This is a genomic window from Paraburkholderia sp. EG287B, assembly GCF_040965595.1.
GTDB lineage: Bacteria > Pseudomonadota > Gammaproteobacteria > Burkholderiales > Burkholderiaceae > Paraburkholderia.
The window spans coordinates 1-16,231 of record NZ_JBFRCG010000048.1; the positions used below are offsets into that span (position 1 = coordinate 1).

Consider the following 16,231-nt stretch of genomic DNA (forward strand, 5'->3'; position numbering starts at 1 on the left):
CGGTCGACGAAGCCGTCAGTTGGCCTGCCGCAACGTTGGTGATCGTGCGCTCCTTCCCCGCCGAACCCACCGAGACCGTGCTCTTCGCGTTCGTGCCGGCGAAGGTGTAGCCATTGCCGCCGATCGTCGCGCCCGGCGTGTTCACCACGGCTGCTGTGGTCGTACCCGTGCCCAGCGCCACGTCGTTTGCATTGCTCGCGACGGCCAACGTGCCTATCGCCATCGAACCATCGCCGACTGACGTCGCGCCGCTGCCGACGGCGACCGAGCTGTCGCCGGCCGACGTCGTCGTAGCGCCCATCGCCACCGACGCATTGCCCAACGCCTTGTTGTAACTGCCCATTGCGGCAGAGAAATCGCCACTTGCTATTGTGCGGTAGCCCAGAGCGCTGCTGGCATCGCCGGCTGCCGTTGCGAGCGAACCCACCACGGTTCCAAATGCGCCCGTAGCGGTGGCACCGAAGCCAACCACGCCCGCATTCTGGCCACTGGCAAGCGCGTATTGGCCGATTGCCATCGTTCCTGCGCCTGTTGCACTGGCATTGGCGCCGATCGCAAGGTTGAACTGCCGCAGAGAGCGACCATCCTTTGTAATCAGATACGTATTTGAAGTGTCAGCTGCATAAGCGTTCGAACCAATCGCGAGGTTCGAGTCAATGCCACTGTCATTCGGCGCGGTAGCGCCACTCCCGCCAGCGATATACGCGTGCGCCTGGCTGGCAGCCCCCAACGCCGCGATGGCAATCGCCACCGCCCTCACGTTGCCCTTACCCCTGCGCTTGCCTTTGGCGTTTTCTGCCGCAGCAACCCATGTTCTTGTGGTCTCGTTCCAGACTGATTTGTATGTCCTGTTCATTCCTAGCCCTGGTGAATTCCGGGAGTACCGACCGCGTGATACCCATAGGCGTCACAACCCGATGCGTGCGGCAATCTGTCGGCCATTTCCTTCAATAAAGAAAATCAACTGGCCCATTAAAGCCAACGATCTGCGTCGAACACGCCATGGCTCGATTATTTCGATAGCTCAGAAAATGCTTACAGACCGATCGGAGCCATATGCGATGACAGCAGCAACTTTATGGACTCGAAATCACAGGGAGAATAAGAGAACTCTTAAAGCAAAAGGCGCGATGCGATAAGGCTGAGGCACACAATCAGCAAGGAAGATAGCCGCAGGCAGAAGGCGTACACGACGCTCTCGAAGGTCGAGAGAAGCGCATAAGAATCAAAAGGAAATTTCCGCGTTTTCCCTCAATCACACAGAAACTTATTACAAAAAATAAACCTTAATTCCGCACCAATAATATCCCCCTACGCCTTTTCTAAAAAATCCTACGCATTCGGCTCAATTGCATTAAGAATTGTCAGAATTTTTTTCGGCAAATATTAAAACCCCGCAGCGACGGGCGGCCCCGCTGTTCTCGACGAATTTCTCGACGATAAGTTATTCGAAGTATTGCGGAGGAGATCGGGGTATCGCTTCACTGACGTGTTCGTGAAGCAGGAGGACGGCTGGCGTGTTGCGGCGGCCCGCATGCGCCGCGAGACAACGGGCACCATCTGACGGCGCCCGCGCAGGGGAAAAAGCTGGAATACGCGCCGCAGTGGCGGCGTCCGTGGGTCAGTGGTTCAGAACGGCTTGATCACAGCCAGCGCCACCGCAGCCAGCATGCCGAGCACGGGAAGCTCGTTGAACATGCGATACCACTTGTCGGAGCGGCGGTTTTCGCCGCGCTCGAAGGTCTTGAGCAAATGTCCGCAGTACGCGTGATAGACGATGAGCAACACGACCACGCCCACTTTCGCGTGAATCCACCCCTGGCCGCGCCCAATCCCCACCACGAGCCACAGCCACAGTCCGCATAGCAGCGCGGGAACGGCGATCATCGTCATGAAGCGGTAGAGCTTGCGCGCCATGATGAGCAGACGCTTGACGGCCGCAGGCTCGGTTTCCATCGCGAGATTCACGAAGATGCGCGGCAGGTAGAACAGGCCCGCGAACCACGAGGCGATGAGCACGATGTGAAACGTCTTGACCCAGAGCATCGACATTATTTTTTCTTCTTCGTGAGCGATTGTGCAACGAGGCGGCGCGCGACGCCGTGCACCGCCTCGTGCGGTTCGTGACTATTGACGGCCTTCGCCGTGGCCGAGCACCACGTACTTCAGCGAGGTCAGCCCTTCCAGGCCGACCGGGCCGCGCGCATGCAACTTGTCGTTCGAAATGCCGATCTCCGCACCGAGGCCGAACTCGAAACCATCGGCAAAGCGCGTCGAGGCGTTCACCATCACGCTTGCCGAGTCGACTTCGCGCAGGAAGCGCATCGCACGGTCGTGGTGTTCGGTGACGATCGCATCGGTGTGGTGCGAGCCGTAGGCGTTGATGTGCTCGATCGCGTCGTCGAGCGTGTCGACCACCTTCACCGCCAGCACGGGCGCGAGGTACTCGGTGCGCCAGTCCTCTTCGGTCGCGTCCACCAGCGGAGCTACGCCCGCGTCGGAGAGAATCGAGCGCGCCGCAGCATCCACGCGCAGTTCGACTTCCTTCTCGCGATACAGGCGGCCAAGCGGCGGCAGCACGTCGTGCGCAATGCCGCGCGCCACGAGCAGCGTCTCCATCGTGTTGCAGGTGCCGTAGCGGTGCGTCTTGGCGTTGTCGCACACGGTGAGCGCCTTCGCGAGATCGGCGCGGTCGTCCACGTACACATGGCAGATGCCGTCGAGGTGCTTGATCATCGGCACGCGCGCCTCGGCCATCAGGCGCTCGATCAGGCTCTTGCCGCCGCGCGGCACGATCACGTCCACGAATTCCGTCATCGTGATGAGCTTGCCCACGGCCGCGCGGTCGGCGGTCTCGACCACCTGCACCGCGTCCTGCGGCAACCCCGCCGCGGCCAGCCCTTCGCCGATCAGCTTCGCGAGCGCCGTATTGCATTCGAGCGCCTCAGAGCCGCCGCGCAGAATCGTGGCGTTGCCCGACTTCAGGCACAACGCGGCCGCGTCGATCGTCACGTTCGGCCGCGATTCGTAGATGATGCCGATCACGCCGAGCGGCACGCGCATCTGCCCCACCTGAATGCCGCTCGGGCGGAACTTGAGGTTGCTGATCTCGCCGATGGGGTCGGGCAGCGCCATCACCTGGCGCAGGCCTTCCACCATCGTCTTGAGCGCCTTGTCCGACAGCGTCAGGCGGTCGATGAACGCCGCGTCGTGGCCTTTCTCCTTCGCGCGCGCGAGGTCGCGTGCGTTCGCATCCTTCAGTTGCTGCGCGTCGCGCTCGATGGCTTGCGCCACCGCTTCGAGCGCCGCGTTCTTCGCAGCCGTCGAGGCCCGTGCCATCGCGCGCGAAGCGTTGCGGGCGCGGCGGCCGAGGTCGGTCATGTACTGGTCGATATCCATGGTGTCTTTCGTCATGCGGCGCGTGAGGCGCAAGTCAGATGAGTTGCCCAAGCGCGGTTCGATTCAAAGCGGTTCAGGCCGATTTTAAGGCCAGCCGCCAAGGTTTGCTGGACGTGGCCGGGCGCGTGCACCGGCCGCGCGGCGGGCGTATCGCAGGCGCCGTAGTGCCGGTTCAAGCAAGCGCGAGACGCTTTACCCTTGCCGGCGCGACGGCCCTGCGGTGCGCGGTCGGGCCGCGGCCGCTGCTGCGGCGGCTGCTGCGGCTGGGCCAGTTGGCTGAGCACCTGGCTGCGCGCGCCCTGGCGCAGCAGCACCACGCGCACCGGCGGCAGCGCGCGCCTGCGGTGCACCCTCACGTGGCGCGGCCACCGTCATGGCGAGTTCGAACAGGCCATCCCAGGCATCGGGCGGCAGCGCATTGCGCCACTCGGCGCGCGATTGACCCGAAAGCCCCTTGACCTGGCGGTCGAGGCGCGCCGCGAGCGCGAGACCGCGCTCCAGCGCCGCTTCGCTCAGGCGCGACAGCGCCGGCCCGATGAGCCGCTCGCGCGGCCCCCACACGCGGTTCTCGCGCAGCAGCATGGCGAGCGGCTTGCCCGCGGCCACGCCGCGCTTGATGCGCAAGAGCGTGCGGATTTCCTCGACCACGGCCCACAGCACCAGCACCGAAGCCTCGCCTTCGCCCTGCAGCCCGTCGAGCATGCGCGCGAGACGGCCGACGTCACCCGTGAGCATGGCTTCGTTGAGCTTGAATACGTCGTAGCGCGCGACGTTGAGCACGGCGTCGTGAATCTGCTCGAAGCTCAGCACGCCTTGCGGATACAGCAGCCCAAGCTTCTGTATTTCCTGATGGGCGGCCAGCAGGTTGCCTTCCACGCGCTCCGCCACGAATTGCAGCGCGCGCCGGCCGTCGTCGCCGGGCGCCACGCGCTGGCCTTGCAGCGCCAGACGCTGGCCGATCCAGTTCGGCAGTGCCGCGCGCTCGACCGGGTCGATCTTCAGCGCGACCCCGCTCTCAGCCAGCGCCGTGAACCACGCAGACTTCTGCGTGGCGGCGTCGAGGCGCGGCAGCGTGACGAGCATCAGCACGTCGGGATTCGAGGCAGCGGCGAGCGTCTTGAGCGCGTCCGCGCCCTCCTTGCCGGGCTTGCCCGATGGAATGCGCAACTCGACCAGCTGGCGATCCCCAAACAGCGACATCGACTGGCTCGCGCCGAGCAGCGAGCTCCAGTCGAAGCCGCGCTCGACGGTGAACACGGAGCGGTCGGTAAAGCCCGCCGCGCGCGCCGCTGCGCGGATGCGGTCACACGCCTCCTGGGCAAGCAGGTGTTCGTCGCCGTAGACGACGTACAGGCCGGCCAGCCCTCTCGCGAGGTGCGGTTCGAGTGCGTCGGGTCGCAGTTGCATGGCGCTCGGTCGAAGATCGCTCAGTAGATGGAAACCGCGCGCATTACAGCGGCGGCGGCGGCAGCGGTGCGCGCGGCGCGACACCCGGCACGACTTGATCGGGCGTCGGGTTGATCGTTTTGAGCACGGCAAGGCGCCGCATGAGCTGGTCGACGGCGTCGTTCTGCATGTCGGTGAACAGCAGATCGGCTTCCTGCGTCTTGGCAGTCGCGAACTGATCGCTGTAGGTCAGTGCCCGGTTCAGCGAAATCACGCTCGGCTGGATCAGCACGGTGCCGTCCGGTTTCATCAGCGCATAGTTCAGCGAGTAGTTGACCTGATATTCCACCACCGCGCCGAGCGAATTGAGCGTGAGCGTGCTGAAGCTACGCCCTTCCGATACGCGCAGCACGGCATCCGCATTGGCTACCGAGTCGACCACCACTGAGTCGCTGCCGCCTTCGACCATACGCGAGAGGCGCCCGGCGAGCGGCGGCGGCGCGCCGACGACGGCGAGACGCTTGAAGGCGAAGTTCTCCTCGCCACGCAGCTGGAAGCCGCACGCCGAGAGGGCCAGCGCGCTGCCCGCCACGAGCGGGAACAACCTGAGAAACGATCTGCGAATCACATGGACTCCCTGGGTTCGCGACAGAGTCGCCGGTGTCGGCTGAGCGGCGCCGCACGTGCTTCGCGCGCTACGCCGCTCGACATGGCCTTGGTTTGCCTCGTCAGACCACGACGTTCACGAGGCGGCCCGGCACGACGATGATCTTCTTCGGTGCACGGCCTTCCGCGAACTTGACGAACATCTCGTGCGCGAGTGCAGCCGCCTCGATCGCATCCTTCGGCGCGTCCTTGGCCACCGTCACGGCGCCGCGCACCTTGCCGTTCACCTGCAGCACGAGTTCGATTTCGGCCTGCTCGAGCGCCTTTTCGTCGACCTTCGGCCACGGTGCGTCGAGCAGCGTGCCGTATTCGTCGCCGTAGCCGAGCGCCTTCCACAGTTCGAATGCGATGTGCGGCACGACCGGGTACAGCACGCGCAGCAGCACGCCGAACGTTTCGCGCTGCACGCCAGCACCGGCACCCTTGGCGCCGTCGATGGCGTTGAGCATCTTCATCGCCGCCGAAACGACGGTGTTGTACTGCAGGCGCTGATAGTCGAAGTCGGCCTGCTTGAGCACGCTGTAGACTTCGCGGCGCAGCGCCTTTTCGACGTCCGTGAGCGCCGCCGCGTCGAACGAGGCGCGCGACTGGATCGCTTCGGCGTTCGCGTGGCCGAAGGCCCACACGCGGCGCAGGAAGCGGCTCGCGCCTTCCACGCCCGCGCCCGACCATTCGAGCTGCTGCTCGGGGGGCGCCGCGAACATCGTGAACAGACGCGCCGTGTCTGCGCCGTACTGGTCGATCAGCACCTGCGGGTCGACGCCGTTGTTCTTCGACTTCGACATCTTCTCCACGCCGCCCAGCACCACGGCCTGGCCGTCGCTGTTGAGCGTCGCGCCGATCGGGCGGCCCTTGTCGTCGTGCGTGACGGTCACGTCGGCCGGGTTGTACCAGGTCTTCTTGCCCGCAGTGTCTTCGCGGTAGAACGTTTCGTTGAGCACCATGCCCTGCGTCAGCAGGTTCTTCGCCGGCTCGCCGAACTTCACGAGGCCGAGGTCGCGCGAGACCTTCGCCCAGAAGCGCGAGTACAAGAGGTGGAGAATGGCGTGCTCGATACCGCCGATGTACTGGTCCATCGGCATCCAGTAATCGGTGCGCTCGTCGACCATGTTCACCGCATCCGGCGCGGCGTAGCGATAGAAGTACCACGACGAGTCGACGAAGGTGTCCATCGTGTCGGTTTCGCGCTTCGCGTCGGCGCCGCAGGTCGGGCACTTGCAGTTCAGGAAGGCTTCCGACTTCGCGAGCGGGTTGCCCGTGCCGTCCGGCACGAGGTCTTCCGGCAGCACGACCGGCAGGTCCTTTTCGGGCACCGGCACGTCGCCGCAGCTCGGGCAGTGGATGATCGGGATCGGCGTGCCCCAGTAGCGTTGGCGCGAAATGCCCCAGTCGCGCAGGCGCCACGTGACCTGCTTGTCGCCGAAGTCGAGCGCCTTGAGGTCGGCTGCGACGGCGTCCACGGCCGCCGTGTAGGCGAGGCCGTCGTACTTGCCGCTGTTCACACAAACGGCGCGTTCCTTGTCGCCGTACCATTCCTGCCAGCCGTCGAGCGAGTACGTCTCGCCTTCTGCTGCGATGACCTGCTTGATCGGCAAGTCGTACTTTTTCGCGAACGCGAAGTCACGCTCGTCGTGGCCCGGCACGCCCATCACGGCGCCTTCGCCATAGCTCATCAGCACGTAGTTGCCGATCCACACTTCGACCTTTTCCTGCGTCAGCGGATGCGTGACGAAGAAGCCTGTGGCCATGCCCTTCTTTTCCATCGTCGCCATGTCGGCTTCGGCCACGCCGCCGCGCTTGCATTCGTCGATGAACGGCAGCAGTTCCGGCTTCTCTTGCGCGAGGCGCGTGGCGAGCGGGTGCTCCGCCGCGATCGCACAGAAGGTCACGCCCATGATCGTGTCGGCGCGCGTGGTGAACACGCGCAGCAGCTTCTTCTCGCCGTCGAGTTCGTACGGGAAGCCGAAGTTCACGCCGAAGCTCTTGCCGATCCAGTTCTGCTGCATGATCTTGACGCGCTCGGGCCAGCCGAGGCCGTCGAGGTCGTTCAGCAGCTCGTCGGCGTACTGCGTGATGCGCAAGTAGTACATCGGGATTTCGCGCTTTTCCACCAGCGCGCCCGAGCGCCAGCCGCGCCCGTCGATCACCTGCTCGTTGGCGAGCACGGTCTGATCGACCGGGTCCCAGTTCACCGTGCCGGTCTTCTTGTAGGCGATGCCCTTCTCGAGCATCTTCAGGAAGAACCACTGGTTCCACTTGTAGTAGTCGGGCTTGCAGGTGGCGATCTCACGCGACCAGTCGATCGCGAGACCCATCGACTGCATCTGGCCCTTCATGTACTCGATATTGTCGTACGTCCACCTGGCCGGCGGCACGTTATTGGCCATCGCGGCGTTTTCGGCGGGCATGCCGAACGCGTCCCAGCCCATCGGCATCAACGTGTTGTAGCCGTTCATGCGCAGGTAACGGTACATCACGTCGTTGATCGTGTAGTTCCGCACGTGGCCCATGTGCAGCTTGCCCGACGGATACGGCAGCATCGAGACGCAGTAGAACTTGGGCTTGTCGGCCTTCTCGGCCGTCCGGTAAGCGTCGGTGGCGCGCCATTCGCCTTGCGCGGCGGATTCGACGTCGGTGGGAACGTATTTTTCGAGCATGGTGTGGGTGGTGAACGCTGGAAACGGGCGGCTGCTTCGGTACCTTCAGTGCCGGATGCACCGGGCCGGCCGTTCACGATACCGGCAGATTGCGGCGGTTTCGCTGGGCCCGTTTTTAAAGGAAACGTTGATTATACCGTTGACTGGCGCGCGCTCAGCGGCGTGCGCAGTGGCGTCTTCAATGAGCGCCGGCGGGCGGCTCGGTCACGAAGCCGAGGCGCGTGAGACCGGCCTGCTGCGCGGCGCCCATCACCTGGGCGATCACGTCGTAGCGGGTCTCGCGCGCGGCGCGCAGCTGCAGCTCGGGCTGCTGCGACTCGGGCTGTTTGCCCGCTGCCGTGAAGCGCGCGCGCAGCTCGTCCAGCGTGATGGGCTGGGCGTTCCAGTAGAGCTTGCCGGCGGCGTCGATGGAAAGCGTGACGGTCTGCGCCGTCTGCTGCGCGGGCTCGGCGGCGACCTTCGGCAAATCGAGCCGGATCGCGTGCGAGAACAGCGGCGCGGTAATGATGAAAATGACGAGCAGCACGAGCATGACGTCGATGAGCGGCGTCATGTTGATCTCCGACATCGGTGCCGTATCGCGCTTCTTTTCGAGTCCGCCGAATGCCATACGCGTTGCCTCCTACGACTCGGCGCGCGCGCCTTCGCGCATCGCGCCCTGCGCACCTTCGCGGCGCAGCGGCGCGCCTTCGGGCGCGCAGGCATAGGCGTGCAGGTCGTGGGCGAAGCCGTCGAGATCGTCGCAGAGCTGGCGCACGAGGCGGCCCAGCACGTTGTAGGCGAGCACGGCAGGAATCGCGACGACGAGACCGAAGGCCGTCATGATGAGCGCCTCGCCCACCGGGCCGGCCACGTTCTCGATCATCGCCTGGCCGCTCGCGGCGATGCTGCCGAGCGCGTGGTAGATGCCCCAGACGGTGCCGAGCAGCCCGACGAACGGCGCCGTGCTGCCCACCGAGGCGAGCAGGACCTGGCCGAACTCGAGGCGCCGCTGCGACGCCTGCAGCGCGCCGCGCAGCGCCCGCAGCACGCGCTCGCCGCGATCCACGCGCGCGAGCATCATGCCGGGCGCGTCGGCTTCCTCGGCGGCGAGCGCCGCCTGCGCCAGTGGCAGGAACACGCGCTCGCGGTCGACCGGACGCATGGCGGCAACGCCGTCTGCGAGCGTGCGCGCCTGCCAGAAGCGCGCAATGGCGCGCGGCCCCTGGCGCTTCGCGCGCAGCAGGATCCAGCTCTTGATGATGAGGAAACACCAGCTCGCGACCGACATGGCGAGCAATACCCACGCAACCGCGTGGGTGACCGCGTCGCCCGTCTGCAGATAGTGAATGACTCCGGAACTCGCTGCCATCGGACCTCGCTCACTGTCGGCCCGGCGCAGGCGCCGGACCGTAGGGGAAACGCTCAGCGCAGGCCGAGCACGTCCTGCATATCGTACAGGCCATGGGCCTTGTCCTGCAGAAAGCGCGCGGCGCGCACGCTGCCCTGCGCATAGGAGAGGCGGCTCGAGGACTTGTGCGTGATCTCGATGCGCTCGCCAATACCCGCGAACAGCACCGTATGATCGCCGACGATATCGCCGCCGCGAATCGCCGAAAACCCGATCGTCGAGGGGTCGCGCTCGCCCGTCACGCCTTCGCGGCCGTACACGGCGCATTCGTCGAGATTGCGGCCGAGCGCGTGCGCCACGGCCTCGCCCATCGCAAGCGCGGTGCCCGAGGGCGCATCGACCTTGTGGCGATGGTGCGCCTCGATGATCTCGATGTCGTAGCCGGTCTCGAAAAAGCGCGCCGCATATTCGAGCAGCTTGAGCGTGACGTTCACGCCCACGCTCATGTTGGCCGCGAACACGACGCCGACCTTCTGCGCGGCCGCGCCGAGCTGCGCCTTTTGCTGGGCGTCGAAGCCGGTCGTGCCGATCACCATCTTCACGCCGTGGCGCTGCGCCGCCTCGAGGTGCACGAGCGTGCCTTCGGGGCGCGTGAAGTCGATCAGGCAGTCGCTTTGCGCGAAGACCTGCTCGATGTCGTCGGTGATGCGCACGCCGGTGTCCTTGCCGAGGAACGCGCCGGCGTCCTGGCCGACGGCGGCCGAGCCCTTGCGCACGAGCGCGCCCGAGAGCGTGACGTCGGGCGAATTCAGGACGGTTTCGATGAGCATGCGGCCCATGCGGCCCGATGCCCCGGCGATTGCGATTTTCATGAGTCTTCCTGCCAATGTGTCGCTGGCCGCGGTGCCGGATGCCGCCAGGCGCCACGCAGCGCCGCCGCCAAAAAACGCGGCGGCCGGTGGTAGTGACACCCCGGCCGCCGGAACGAAGCGTGGCACGCCTCGCGCACCACGCCCTGCTTGTGTGACCGGCTGGGTCAGCCGGATCAGTTGCTCGGAGCCGCAGCCGCTCCCGAGGCCGGCACCGTGGGCGGCGCGGCGAGCGACGAATCCCGTGCGGGGCCCGACGGCGCCGCATTGGTGTCGCCGGTACCTTGCGCGCCGGCGGCCGGACCAACCGGGTTGCTCGGCGGCACGCCCTGGATTTGCGGCTGCGGCTGACGATGCAGTTGAACCTGCGAGGGCATCGTGCCGACGTTCTGCGGCAGCGCCGACGACTGCGGATTGCCCGCCCGCACCGACGGCGTCAGGCCCATCGGCGTTTGCACGGCTTCCGTGGCGCGGTTCGCGGCGGCGGCCGCCTGCGCGTTGGCGTCCTGCGGCAGTGCGTTGGTCGCGGTGCCGAGTTCGGACGACGGCGTGCGCGCCGTGTCGCCAACCGTCGGGCCGGTCGCGCTCGAAGCCTGCGCGGGCGCGCCTGCTGCCGCCGCCACCGGCGCCGAAGCGCCCGAGGCCGGCGCGGCCGCGACGGCCTTCTTGCCGGTGCGGTCGCCGTCGATTTCGGCGAGCAGCTCGAGGTTCGAGGGCAGGTCTTCGCCGCCCGACCAGCTCGCTACGCGGTCGCCCTCGAACAGCACGACGAAGTCACGCTGCTGGACCACGGCGGTCGAGCCGCGCTTGAAATAAAAGATGTAGTCCCAGCGGTTCGCATGGAACATGTCCGTGAGGAGCGGCGTGCCGAGCAGCTGCTTGACTTCGGCGCGCGACATGCCCACCTTCATCTGCGCCGCGGCTTCCGCCGAGACGAAATTGCCTTGCACGATGGTAATGCGGTAAGGCGTAATGCTCTGGGCGACGCGCTGTGTCACGCTGTCGTACGTCTTGCAGCCGGCGAGCGCGGCGAACGCGGCCGCAGCCAGCAGGGTGCACGCCAGGCGGCCGCCGTGCATGCGCCGGCCGATCGTTGTGAATTCTGGAATCATTTCCCTCACCGTGCGGGCTTTTCGCGAAGCCGCGCGTATTCTGTAGAAGATCGTTCGAAGTTCTGGCGAAAATGCCCGGAACGGCAAAAACGCATTAACATAACAACCTAGCATTGTACTCCAGGGACTTATCGTCATGACCAATCCAACCGATCTCAAGAACATCGGCCTCAAGGCGACGCTGCCTCGCCTCAAGATCCTGGAGATTTTTCAGCACAGCCCCGTGCGCCATCTGACCGCCGAAGACGTCTACCGCAACCTGCTGAACGAGGAGCTCGACATCGGCCTCGCCACGGTCTACCGCGTCCTGACCCAGTTCGAGCAGGCCGGCTTGCTCACGCGCAGCAACTTCGAATCGGGCAAGGCGGTGTTCGAGCTGAACGAGGGGAGTCACCACGACCACCTCGTGTGCCTCGACTGCGGCATCGTTGAAGAATTTTTCGACCCCGAAATCGAAAAGCGCCAGCAGATGATCGCCACGGAGCGCGGTTTCAAGCTCCAGGAGCACGCCCTCGCCCTGTACGGCGCCTGCACGAAGGAAAACTGCCCGCACCGCAAGCACTGACCACCGCTTGCGGCTTGCAGGCTGCAGAAAAGGAAACGCCACGGCAGATCTGCCGTGGCGTTTTCGTTTGGTGAGCCCGTGTTTGGGAAAAACGGGCCGGTCCTCAGGCGGGCACGAGCGGCGTGTCGGCTTGCGCGAGCCGCCAGGGCCGCGCGAGTGCGATCTCGTCGCAGTTCGGCTGCGTGCCGCCGCGGTCGATCACCACGAAGTCGCTCACGCCCCCGAACGCGAGCAGCGGGTGATGCCAGACGCCTTTGGCGTAGTTGACGCCCTGCCCGCGCCCGGCCCAGAACGCCCGCAGCCCGGCCGGATCGAACTCGCCCGCGGGCGCGACCACCACCGCGTAGCCCGCGTCGCCGAGCGGCACGAATGCCTGGCTGCCTAGCGGATGCCGCTCCATCATCGCGATCTCGACCGGCCACGCACGCGGCTGGGCGCGAAACACGCTGACGATGGGCCGGCCGCCCGCCTCGTTCACGTCGATGGCGGCGAGATCGTGAAAGCGCTCGGTCGTGCCGCCATTGATCGGAAAGTGGCGCGCGCCTTCGAGTTCGATGACGTCGCCGAACGGCGCGAACGCCTCGCGCGTCAAGGGTTCCATGTGCAGGATCTGCATCGCGGCTCCTCGCTTAAGCCAGTTCGCCCCACAGGCGCAGGCGCGAGACGCCGCCGTCCGGGAAGATGTTGAAACGCACGTGCGTGACCGGGCCGAGCGCGGCGATCCCGCTCTCGAACACGTGCTGTTTGTCCATTTCGAGCTTCTGCTCGCCGAGCAGTTCCGGCCAGAACATCGCCTGGGTGACGAGCGAATCGTCGGTGCCGCCCTTCACGCTCGCTGCCTGCAGCGAGCAGCGGTCCGGGTAGTTGCCCTTGAAGTGCGCCGTGTCGACTTCGATCTTGCGGATGATGCCGGGCCGCGCGAGCGCCACGATCGCCCAGTCGTTGCCGGGTTCGCGGCGGCGGCGCGTTTCCCAGCCGTCACCCATGTTCACGCCGCGGCCAGGCATGAGGATCGTGGAAGCGAGCCCGAAGTGCTGGTTGTTGGCCGCGACGAGATACGCGCCGTTTTCGATCGCCGCGAGATCGACGAGGCTGCCGCGCTCCACCGTGCTCCAGTCGCGCCGGGGCTGGCCGTACACGCGCAGACGCGCGAGGCCGCCGTCGGGATAGAGATTCACACGCAGATGCGTGAATGCGCGCGTATCGCTCACTTCGACGTAATGGTGCTGGTTGCCCTGCAGGGTCGTCGCCGGGACGATGGTCTGCCAGTCGGCGTTGTCACCGGGTGTTGCGTCGTCGCCCAGCTGCGCGTAGCACGCCTCGATCGAAGCCGCCGGCGGAAAGTTGCCCGTGAAGTGGCTCGTGTCGAGATCGAGGCCGTAAATCACGCCCGGGCGCGCGAGGCGCACGATGCAGAAGTCGTGGCCGGTCGTGCGCTTGCGGCGCGTTTCCCAGCCGTCCATCCACTTGCCGTTGTCGTCGTACTTGCCGGGGATGAAGACCGCGGGCTGCGGATCGAGCATGCGCTCCTTCGGCGCGAAGAACTCGTCGCTCGCGTGGAGCGCGCGGGCGCCCAGACGCGGATCGGCGAGGTTCATGTAACGGCGCGTGAAGGCGGGGGCGTTGGGGTCGAGAGTCGGAATGGCCATGATGGTGTCGCTCGCTGGGGGTTGTTCAGTTAGTCGAAGGAAATTGTCAGCAGATGCGGTGCGGAAGTTCAGGCGTGCGCGGGCTTGCCGCCGAGTGCGCCGTCTTCGCCATGCGCGGCGTCTGCATCGCTGTCGCCTGCCGGCACGTAGAGAAAGCCTTCGTCGAGGTTCAGCACGCGTCTGGCGCGCGCCTTGTCGATGTCGTGCTCCCAGACCGCGACCACGACCGTCGCGACGCAGTTGCCGATCAGGTTGGTGAGCGCGCGGGCGATGCCGACGAACCAGTCCACCGGCAGGATCAGCACGAGGCCGAGCACGGGAATCGCGGGAATGGCGGACAGCGTCGCGGCGAGAATCACGATCGCCGAGCCGGGAATGCCGTGCGCGCCCTTCGAGGTGATGAGCGACACCAGCACGACCACGATGAGGTCATGCATCGATAGCGGCGTGTTGGTCGCCTGCGCGATGAAGATCACCGCGAGCGTGAGGTAGATCGAAAAGCCGTCGAGGTTGAACGAGTAGCCCGTCGGGATCACGAGACCCACCGTGGAATCCTTCACGCCCATCCATTCGAGCTTGCGCATGATCTGCGGCAGCACGGCGTCGGACGACGCGGTGCCGAGCACGATCGAGAGTTCTTCGCGCAGGTAGCGGATCAGCTTGAACACGTTGAAGCCCGCCAGCCGCATGACGATGCCGAGCACGACCGCAACGAACACGATGCAGCTCGCGTAGAACACGATCACGAGCAGCCCGAGCTGCTTGAGCGAAGCGACGCCGTACGTACCAGTCGTGAACGCAATCGCGCCGAGCACGCCGAGCGGCGCGAGCTTGATGATGAAGCCCATCACCCGGAAGAACACCTGCGAAAGCTCGTCGATCAGGCCGTTCACGCGCTGCGCCTTCGGGCCGAGCAGCGAGAGCGCGCTGCCGAACAGCACCGAGAACACGAGGATCTGCAGGATGTCGCCCTTCGCGAAGGCATCGAAGGCGGTGTCGGGAATGATCTTCAGCAGGAAGCCCGCGGTGTCCTTCAGGCTCTTGGCGTGCTCGGTGTAGGTCGCAAGCGAGGCCGCGTCGAGCGAGTGCAGATCCACGTTCATACCGGCGCCCGGACGCGTGACGTACGCGAGCACGGCGCCGATCACGAGCGCAACGGTCGTCATGGCCTCGAAGTACACCACCGACTTCAGGCCGACGCGACCCACCTTCTTCAGGTCACCCGCGTGCGCCATGCCGCTCACGACCACGCAGAACACGATCGGCCCGATCACCATCTTGATGAGCTTGAGAAAGCCGTCGCCGAGCGGGCGCAGCGACTGGGCGAAATGGGGAAACACCGCGCCTGCGACGATGCCCAGCACGAGGGCGATCACTACGCGGCCAAACAGCGAATTGAAGAACTTCGTCACGACTGTCTCCTTTGTCGATGGACCCGGCGCTTCAACGCCGGGTCCCATCCCATGCAAAACCATGAAGGGGAAGCAACTGTTCTGACTGGTCTGACCAGCACTGTTATGGCGGATAGTAGGAAGCCGATATACCGGAGTCAAGGTTGGGAAGCGCGGTGTTTACCCTTGCGTGGTCTGACCAGTTTGCGGGCCGGAGCGCCACGCCTTATCCCACGGCGCGCGGGCGTTGACGCGATGCACCATGCGGGTGCGCCGGACAGGACTACAATACCGGTCAGACCACGCGAAAGCTGCCCGCGCCATCCGATGAAGAACGTTCCGCACACCGTCACCGACGCCGCCATCGCCACGATCCGCGAACGGATCGAGGGCGGCCGGTATCCGGTCGGCAGCCTGCTGCCCGCGCAGCGGCAGCTTTCCGAGGAACTGGCGATCAGCCGCGCGTCGCTGCGCGAAGCGCTCTCGACGCTCGAAGCGCTCGGCATGCTGTCGATCCGGGCGGGCAAAGGCGTGTACGTGACGAGCGCGCAGGCCACCAACGCTCACCCGTGGCGTTTCGCCGATCAATCGTCGCTGCCCGACACCTACCAGATGCGCTACGCGCTCGAAGGCTTCGCCGCGCGCATGGCGGCGCTCGCCATCGGCGATGCCGACGTGGCGTGGCTCGAAGCGAACACCGAGGCCCTGCATAGCGCCCTCGCCTGCGACGAACTCGACGAAGCCGCGCAGCTCGACTTCGAGTTCCACATGCGTATCGTCAATCTCGCGGGCAATGCGGCGATCGAATCGATCCTGCGTAGCAGCGCCGACATCATGAAAGAGAGCCAGCGCATGCCGTTCTACCGGCGCGAGCGCGTGCTCTCCACGCATCGCGAGCACGGCCTGATCGTGGTGGCGCTGAAGGCGCGCGACTCGGCGGCGGCCGGCGAGGCGATCGAGGCGCACATCGCCAATGCGGCACAGCGCGCGGGCGTGTACTTCCCCACGCCGCCCGCGTTCGCTGCCGCCTCCCAGAGCGCCATCGAAAAATAAGGCCGAAAAAAAACCGCCCCGTGGGGCTAATGCCGTTCAGTTAAGGTCCCGTTTCAGGTACCGAACGGTGTAGCGGAAAGGTCTGGACTTGACGGCCCGTGCGCAAGAGCGCCCGGGCCGTTTTTCGTTGGCGAGCTGCTTGAGCCGCTGGCGC

General features: G+C 65.7%; 15 protein-coding genes. 2 read left to right on the top strand and 13 right to left on the bottom strand.

The window, feature by feature from the left end; translation table 11 throughout:
- The 10 genes from AB4Y40_RS41990 to AB4Y40_RS42035 all read right to left on the bottom strand — a co-directional run.
- A partial coding sequence (locus AB4Y40_RS41990; RefSeq protein WP_368692885.1) for an ESPR-type extended signal peptide-containing protein occupies nucleotides 1-856 on the bottom strand: 856 nt, incomplete at its 3' end.
- A 773-nt stretch (nucleotides 857-1,629) separates the two neighbouring features.
- Complete coding sequence (locus AB4Y40_RS41995) at nucleotides 1,630-2,052, bottom strand: CopD family protein (RefSeq protein WP_368692886.1); 423 nt, start codon at nucleotides 2,050-2,052, stop codon at nucleotides 1,630-1,632.
- Nucleotides 2,053-2,127: 75 nt separating this feature from the next.
- Entirely contained in the window at nucleotides 2,128-3,399 is a 1,272-nt protein-coding gene (locus AB4Y40_RS42000) for a glutamate-5-semialdehyde dehydrogenase (protein ID WP_368692896.1), read from the bottom strand.
- A gap of 192 nt (nucleotides 3,400-3,591) precedes the next feature.
- Complete coding sequence (holA, locus tag AB4Y40_RS42005; protein ID WP_368692887.1) at nucleotides 3,592-4,806, bottom strand: DNA polymerase III subunit delta; 1,215 nt, start codon at nucleotides 4,804-4,806, stop codon at nucleotides 3,592-3,594.
- Nucleotides 4,807-4,849: 43 nt separating this feature from the next.
- Complete coding sequence (lptE, locus tag AB4Y40_RS42010; RefSeq protein ID WP_368692888.1) at nucleotides 4,850-5,413, bottom strand: LPS assembly lipoprotein LptE; 564 nt, start codon at nucleotides 5,411-5,413, stop codon at nucleotides 4,850-4,852.
- A gap of 100 nt (nucleotides 5,414-5,513) precedes the next feature.
- Nucleotides 5,514-8,108 (bottom strand): leucine--tRNA ligase, encoded by a 2,595-nt coding sequence (leuS, locus tag AB4Y40_RS42015; protein WP_368692889.1) that lies wholly within the window; start codon nucleotides 8,106-8,108, stop codon nucleotides 5,514-5,516.
- A gap of 178 nt (nucleotides 8,109-8,286) precedes the next feature.
- Entirely contained in the window at nucleotides 8,287-8,718 is a 432-nt protein-coding gene (locus tag AB4Y40_RS42020; protein WP_324162301.1) for a biopolymer transporter ExbD, read from the bottom strand.
- Nucleotides 8,719-8,730: 12 nt separating this feature from the next.
- Complete coding sequence (locus AB4Y40_RS42025) at nucleotides 8,731-9,459, bottom strand: MotA/TolQ/ExbB proton channel family protein (protein WP_254352461.1); 729 nt, start codon at nucleotides 9,457-9,459, stop codon at nucleotides 8,731-8,733.
- 53 nt (nucleotides 9,460-9,512) lie between these two features.
- Nucleotides 9,513-10,310 carry a 4-hydroxy-tetrahydrodipicolinate reductase gene (gene dapB, locus AB4Y40_RS42030; protein ID WP_368692890.1) on the bottom strand — a complete coding sequence of 266 codons (798 nt, stop codon included), beginning with the start codon at nucleotides 10,308-10,310 and terminating at the stop codon, nucleotides 9,513-9,515.
- A 173-nt stretch (nucleotides 10,311-10,483) separates the two neighbouring features.
- Complete coding sequence (locus AB4Y40_RS42035; protein ID WP_368692891.1) at nucleotides 10,484-11,419, bottom strand: outer membrane protein assembly factor BamE; 936 nt, start codon at nucleotides 11,417-11,419, stop codon at nucleotides 10,484-10,486.
- A gap of 136 nt (nucleotides 11,420-11,555) precedes the next feature.
- On the opposite strand from AB4Y40_RS42035, the gene fur reads away from it, so the two are divergent.
- Nucleotides 11,556-11,984, top strand: coding sequence for a ferric iron uptake transcriptional regulator (gene fur / locus AB4Y40_RS42040; RefSeq protein ID WP_069268417.1), 429 nt, complete (start codon nucleotides 11,556-11,558; stop codon nucleotides 11,982-11,984).
- Nucleotides 11,985-12,087: 103 nt separating this feature from the next.
- Here fur and AB4Y40_RS42045 read toward each other — a convergent pair whose 3' ends face one another.
- From AB4Y40_RS42045 to AB4Y40_RS42055, 3 genes are all read right to left on the bottom strand, one after another.
- Nucleotides 12,088-12,600 carry an ureidoglycolate lyase gene (locus tag AB4Y40_RS42045; protein WP_368692892.1) on the bottom strand — a complete coding sequence of 171 codons (513 nt, stop codon included), beginning with the start codon at nucleotides 12,598-12,600 and terminating at the stop codon, nucleotides 12,088-12,090.
- Between the two features lie 13 nt (nucleotides 12,601-12,613).
- The gene (gene alc / locus AB4Y40_RS42050; protein ID WP_368692893.1) at nucleotides 12,614-13,633 is read right to left on the bottom strand and encodes an allantoicase; all 1,020 of its coding nucleotides are present in this window, start codon (nucleotides 13,631-13,633) and stop codon (nucleotides 12,614-12,616) included.
- A gap of 68 nt (nucleotides 13,634-13,701) precedes the next feature.
- Complete coding sequence (locus AB4Y40_RS42055; RefSeq protein WP_368692894.1) at nucleotides 13,702-15,045, bottom strand: C4-dicarboxylate transporter DctA; 1,344 nt, start codon at nucleotides 15,043-15,045, stop codon at nucleotides 13,702-13,704.
- A gap of 306 nt (nucleotides 15,046-15,351) precedes the next feature.
- Here AB4Y40_RS42055 and AB4Y40_RS42060 point away from each other — a divergent pair, with 306 nt between their 5' ends.
- The gene (locus AB4Y40_RS42060) at nucleotides 15,352-16,077 is read left to right on the top strand and encodes a FadR/GntR family transcriptional regulator (protein WP_368692895.1); all 726 of its coding nucleotides are present in this window, start codon (nucleotides 15,352-15,354) and stop codon (nucleotides 16,075-16,077) included.
- Nucleotides 16,078-16,231 lie beyond the last annotated feature (154 nt).

What these genes read in the sequence shown, in the direction of transcription:
- AB4Y40_RS41995 (WP_368692886.1), bottom strand. Translation starts at nt 2,052, where the DNA reads ATGTCGATGCTCTGGGTCAAGACGTTTCACATCGTGCTCATCGCCTCG.
- AB4Y40_RS42000 (WP_368692896.1), bottom strand. Translation starts at nt 3,399, where the DNA reads ATGGATATCGACCAGTACATGACCGACCTCGGCCGCCGCGCCCGCAAC.
- holA (WP_368692887.1), bottom strand. Translation starts at nt 4,806, where the DNA reads ATGCAACTGCGACCCGACGCACTCGAACCGCACCTCGCGAGAGGGCTG.
- leuS (WP_368692889.1), bottom strand. Translation starts at nt 8,108, where the DNA reads ATGCTCGAAAAATACGTTCCCACCGACGTCGAATCCGCCGCGCAAGGC.
- AB4Y40_RS42020 (WP_324162301.1), bottom strand. Translation starts at nt 8,718, where the DNA reads ATGGCATTCGGCGGACTCGAAAAGAAGCGCGATACGGCACCGATGTCG.
- AB4Y40_RS42025 (WP_254352461.1), bottom strand. Translation starts at nt 9,459, where the DNA reads ATGGCAGCGAGTTCCGGAGTCATTCACTATCTGCAGACGGGCGACGCG.
- dapB (WP_368692890.1), bottom strand. Translation starts at nt 10,310, where the DNA reads ATGAAAATCGCAATCGCCGGGGCATCGGGCCGCATGGGCCGCATGCTC.
- AB4Y40_RS42035 (WP_368692891.1), bottom strand. Translation starts at nt 11,419, where the DNA reads ATGATTCCAGAATTCACAACGATCGGCCGGCGCATGCACGGCGGCCGC.
- fur (WP_069268417.1), top strand. Translation starts at nt 11,556, where the DNA reads ATGACCAATCCAACCGATCTCAAGAACATCGGCCTCAAGGCGACGCTG.
- AB4Y40_RS42045 (WP_368692892.1), bottom strand. Translation starts at nt 12,600, where the DNA reads ATGCAGATCCTGCACATGGAACCCTTGACGCGCGAGGCGTTCGCGCCG.
- alc (WP_368692893.1), bottom strand. Translation starts at nt 13,633, where the DNA reads ATGGCCATTCCGACTCTCGACCCCAACGCCCCCGCCTTCACGCGCCGT.
- AB4Y40_RS42060 (WP_368692895.1), top strand. Translation starts at nt 15,352, where the DNA reads ATGAAGAACGTTCCGCACACCGTCACCGACGCCGCCATCGCCACGATC.